At 42.1% G+C, this 4,391-nt stretch carries 6 protein-coding genes; 5 read left to right on the forward strand and 1 reads right to left on the reverse strand.

What is annotated here, in order from left to right:
- From Q0200_RS03095 to Q0200_RS03115, 5 genes are all read left to right on the forward strand, one after another.
- Positions 1-558, forward strand: a 558-nt coding sequence (locus Q0200_RS03095; RefSeq protein WP_297937575.1) for a hypothetical protein, incomplete at its 5' end; no start/stop codon positions are given.
- Between the two features lie 82 nt (positions 559-640).
- On the forward strand, positions 641-1,246 hold the full coding sequence (locus tag Q0200_RS03100; protein ID WP_297937577.1) for a hypothetical protein: 606 nt from the start codon (positions 641-643) through the stop codon (positions 1,244-1,246).
- 10 nt (positions 1,247-1,256) lie between these two features.
- Positions 1,257-1,787 (forward strand): hypothetical protein, encoded by a 531-nt coding sequence (locus tag Q0200_RS03105; protein ID WP_297937579.1) that lies wholly within the window; start codon positions 1,257-1,259, stop codon positions 1,785-1,787.
- A gap of 155 nt (positions 1,788-1,942) precedes the next feature.
- Positions 1,943-2,395, forward strand: a complete 453-nt coding sequence (accB, locus tag Q0200_RS03110) for an acetyl-CoA carboxylase biotin carboxyl carrier protein (RefSeq protein WP_297937581.1) — start codon at positions 1,943-1,945, stop codon at positions 2,393-2,395.
- Positions 2,395-3,726: an acetyl-CoA carboxylase biotin carboxylase subunit gene (locus Q0200_RS03115; RefSeq protein ID WP_297937585.1), complete on the forward strand. Its 1,332-nt coding sequence runs from the start codon at positions 2,395-2,397 to the stop codon at positions 3,724-3,726. Before accB ends, Q0200_RS03115 begins: the two co-directional genes overlap by 1 nt.
- A 462-nt stretch (positions 3,727-4,188) precedes the next feature.
- Here Q0200_RS03115 and Q0200_RS03120 read toward each other — a convergent pair.
- Positions 4,189-4,391 (reverse strand): hypothetical protein (locus Q0200_RS03120; RefSeq protein ID WP_297937583.1); only part of this gene is annotated, 203 nt, incomplete at its 5' end.

The raw sequence follows: 4,391 nt of genomic DNA on the forward strand, positions 1-4,391 counted from the left end.
AGTAAAAGCGAGATAGACATACTTGTTTTTCATTTGTTGTCTAGGTATTTTGGTGAAAAAAGCAACTATGAAATCTCAAATTTACTAAAAATAAGCGAAAATCGCGTAAAAACCTTAAGATTAAACGCTCATCTAAGATACGGAGATACAAACAATCCAAATATTCTAAGCAATGTTTTAAAAAAAATAAAAGAAAATTTACAAAACATTGAATCTGATAGCAAAACAGCAACCATAACAATAAGTATCGAAAATCCCATAGAAAAAAGAGAAATCTTGCGAAGACTAAAAGAGATGGGGCAGAGTGCTGATTTCAGCTTTAACGATGAGCTTTTAAAGATGAAGCTAACTGCGGTATTTGCACTGCTTTTCAAGGATGAGGAGATTATAAAGCATATCGTCCAAAATGAGATAAAAGACAAATCGTTGCAAGATAGGCTCATGCTAAAATCTCTAACGCCAAAGCAAAAGCTGGGTAAATTTTTAGAATTTGCAAATAAGCATAGCAATCTAGTCTCTCTCGCAATAGACATGATAAGCAAAATACTAAAATCTTAAAGGCAAGGAGCGAATAAGAAATCATAAATTTTATTTTTACCGATAAGAAATGCAAGCAAAAAATAAAAATAAGGATGAAAAAATGAAAAATATTAAAAATTTATGCAAGGTTGCGATAGCGGGAGGCTTGCTTTTAGGAACAGGCGGGCTTTATGCCGTCGAAGCGCCAAAGATAAGCCTTAAACAATCGAAAAATATGATGGATATGATGGTAAATATACTTTCTATTGTCTCTACTGACAATGATACCAAAATCAATGATATCATAGTAAATAGGGGCAACTGTCCTATCGAGAAGTATGGCGGGGTAGATTATGAAAAAGCGAAGGCTTATGCCGATAAATATCCTGAAAACGCAAAGATAGCTACAAAAGAAGAACAAAATCGTTCGTTTTTTTCTGATAAATATCCCGTCTTTTTGGATGATCATAAATTTGTGTTGTATTTATATACAAAAGATGGCAATAGCGTGATGGCAAAGCCTGGTGTTCGTAAAAATAATAAAGAAACGGTAGCATACTTGGATAGTCTAACGGACGAAGCTCGAGAAATATATGAGAATAAACTTCCCGTAGTGAAAAATTTTGGAGAGAGATTTGATATAGAGCTTGGTTGTTCATTTAACGATGTGCTAGAGATCGTCATAAGTACTGATGGCGGTGATTTTAAATATGAGACAAACAAGTAGGGGGTAAAAAATGAAAAGAATAATACTTTTGGCTGTTGCGCTGATGGTTGCGAGTTCAAATGATAAAATTTGCGAAACCAAGCTGGATAAAATGCAGGGCTGTGTCATAAAAGAGTATCAGGGTAAAGTCCTGGTAAAAGAAACTCCGTATAAAAATAACAAAATAAACGGTATCGTAAAAGAGTACTATCCAAGCAACGGAAAGCTAAAATTTAAGGATACCGTTAAAGACGATGCTTCAAATGGAAAACGGGAAGCATTTTATTCAGATGGACAGTTGGAATACTCGGTTTTTTGCAAAAACGGCAAAGTGGCAGATGGAACAAACAAGATGTTTTATGATAATGGCAAAGTAAAATTAGAAACAAGTACTCTCAATGGTGTTCTTCATGGTGAGACCAAAATATACAAGCGGAATGGCGAGCTGGCTTTGACTGTTGATTTTAAAAACGACAACGTGGTCAATAAATCTTTAATTATTTCAGGAGAAATTATGCCCATCTATCAGAGTATACCTGTAGTAAAAAAGCTCTGCAAGTAAAATTTTATTCCTAAATTTTGACCATAGAGTTCAAATTTTTTCTATGGTCAAAAACTACCTCTTTAAACGACGTAAAAACCTAAAAAATGCCTAATTTTATCAATTTTTTGCTACAATAAGAAGTTTTGAACTTTAACTATTTAGGAGAAATTTCTATGAAAAAAGAAGACATAAAAGAGCTGATCGAGTTTTTTAACGAGATGGACATGAACCGCATAAAGATAAAAAGCGGGGATTTTGAGGTCGAGCTTGAAAAATTCGCCGACTGCTGCGAGCTGCCAAAGCCCGTCATCCAAGCTCCCGCCCCGACTCCGACTCCGGTAAACGTTGTGGTAAGCTCAGAGGTCAAAGCTCCTGCTAATTCTCCAAAAGACAGCATAAAATCGCCTATGGTGGGTACTTTCTACGCTGCTCCGAGCCCTGGCGCGGCGCCGTTTGTTAAAGTAGGCCAACGCGTGAGAAAAGGCGACATCGTGGGCATCATAGAAGCTATGAAGATCATGAACGAGATCGAGGCCGAATTCGACTGCCAGATCACTGAGCTACTCGTTTCTGACGGTCAGCCGGTCGAGTTTGGCTTGCCGCTATTTGGCGTGGAGAAAATTTGATGGAAATAAAAAGAATTTTAATCGCAAATCGCGGCGAAATCGCGCTGCGAGCATTGCGAACGATAAAGGAAATGGGCAAAGAAGCCGTCGTGGTCTACTCCACGGCCGATAAAGACGCGCTCTACGTCAAATACGCCGACGTGGCGATCTGCATCGGCAAGGAGCGCTCAAGCGACAGCTATCTAAATATCCCGGCCATAATCAGCGCGGCCGAGATCAGCGAAGCTGACGCGATATTTCCGGGCTACGGATTTCTCAGCGAAAATCAAAATTTCGTCGAAATTTGCTCGCATCACAAGCTAAAATTCATCGGTCCTAGCGTAGCCGCGATGGCGCTAATGAGCGACAAAAGCAAGGCAAAGCAGATGATGCAGCGCGCGGGCGTACCGGTAATCCCGGGTTCTGACGGCGCCGTAGCCGATACGAAGGCAGCCAAAGAGCTAGCTAAAAAAATCGGCTATCCGATCATCCTAAAAGCCGCAGCCGGCGGCGGCGGACGCGGCATGCGCGTGGTCGAGCGCGAAGAGGACATCGAAAAGGCGTTTTGGTCGGCCGAGAGCGAGGCGATGAGCGCGTTTGGCGACGGAACGATGTATATGGAAAAATACATCCTAAACCCGCGCCACATCGAGGTTCAGGTCATCGGCGACAGCCACGGTAACGTCCTGCACATCGGCGAGCGCGACTGCTCTATGCAGCGCCGCCACCAAAAGCTGATCGAGGAGAGTCCTGCGATCCTGCTAGACGACGACACTCGCGCCAGACTGCACGAAACGGCGATAAAAGCGGCAAAAGCTATCGGCTACGAGGGTGCGGGAACATTTGAGTTTTTAGTCGATAAAAATTTGGATTTTTACTTCATCGAGATGAACACGCGCCTGCAAGTCGAGCACTGCGTGAGCGAGATGGTGAGCGGCCTAGACATCATCGAGCTAATGATAAAAGTAGCCCAGGGCGAGGCGCTACCGCCGCAAGAAAGCATCACGCTAAAAGGTCACGCCATCGAGTGCCGCATTACGGCTGAGGATCCAAATACGTTTACGCCAAGTCCCGGCAAGATAACCAAATACGTCTGCCCCGGCGGCCGAAACGTACGCATGGATAGCCACATCTATCAGGACTACTCGATCCCGCCGTATTACGACAGCATGATCGGCAAACTCATCGTCTGGGATACCGATCGCAACCGCGCGATACGCAAAATGAAGGTCGCGTTAGAACAGCTCGTCATCGGCGGCATCAAAACTACGCGCGATTTTCACATCGCGATGATGGAGAACCAAGACTTCATAGACAACAACTACGATACTAACTACCTCTCTCGCCGCTAAATTTGCGGCGCGGCGTTTTTGCCTTGTTTTGCAGCTTTAAACGGCCGCAAGCAAGGCGATCTAACTTTAAATTTATTACTATGGCGATAAAATTTTACTCAAAGCTTTTTGACGAGTGATTTTATCGGTAGCCGCGGCATTTGTCTTTTGCGTTATTTTAAAACTTGTCCGTAAGTTTTGTTTGCTTCCGCTAAAATTACTACATTTGTTTGCCGTGCTTGCGGTAGCATCTTTTAAATTTGAGCATTTAAACCGCAAATCTTGCGCTTTTGCTTGCGATATTCAAATTGGCATAAATGGTCGATTTTTGAAATGTATTTTTGGATTTTAGGCGAGTAAGGAATTTGGCAACAAAATAATGCGGATAAGTTTTTCGTAGTTAAAAATAACGTAAAGTTAAAATCGAATTCGTCGGATATATATTTTAAAATTCGCTACGCTACGATGCTATGTGGGCTTGAGTTACCAAGTGTAAATTTCGCTTCCAAAAGCCCTTGCACTTTGCTTGTTGCTCGACGAAAACAGCGCCGGCTTTCTATTTTGGTCTATAAAAATTAGCGACTTTTTGTCTAAACCAAGGCGCATTTTTAAATTTAGCCTCGCTTTTTGGCTTTCTCTGCACTTTGTCACGCTTTTTTGCTCATGGTCATTCGCGCGCTTGCCTA

Source organism: uncultured Campylobacter sp. (genome assembly GCF_938045225.1).
Classification (GTDB): Bacteria; Campylobacterota; Campylobacteria; order Campylobacterales; family Campylobacteraceae; genus Campylobacter_A.

Bases quoted from the DNA above. Each gene is read 5' to 3' on its own strand.
- Q0200_RS03100 (WP_297937577.1), top strand. From the start codon at position 641: ATGAAAAATATTAAAAATTTATGCAAGGTTGCGATAGCGGGAGGCTTG.
- Q0200_RS03115 (WP_297937585.1), top strand. From the start codon at position 2,395: ATGGAAATAAAAAGAATTTTAATCGCAAATCGCGGCGAAATCGCGCTG.
- Q0200_RS03105 (WP_297937579.1), top strand. From the start codon at position 1,257: ATGAAAAGAATAATACTTTTGGCTGTTGCGCTGATGGTTGCGAGTTCA.
- accB (WP_297937581.1), top strand. From the start codon at position 1,943: ATGAAAAAAGAAGACATAAAAGAGCTGATCGAGTTTTTTAACGAGATG.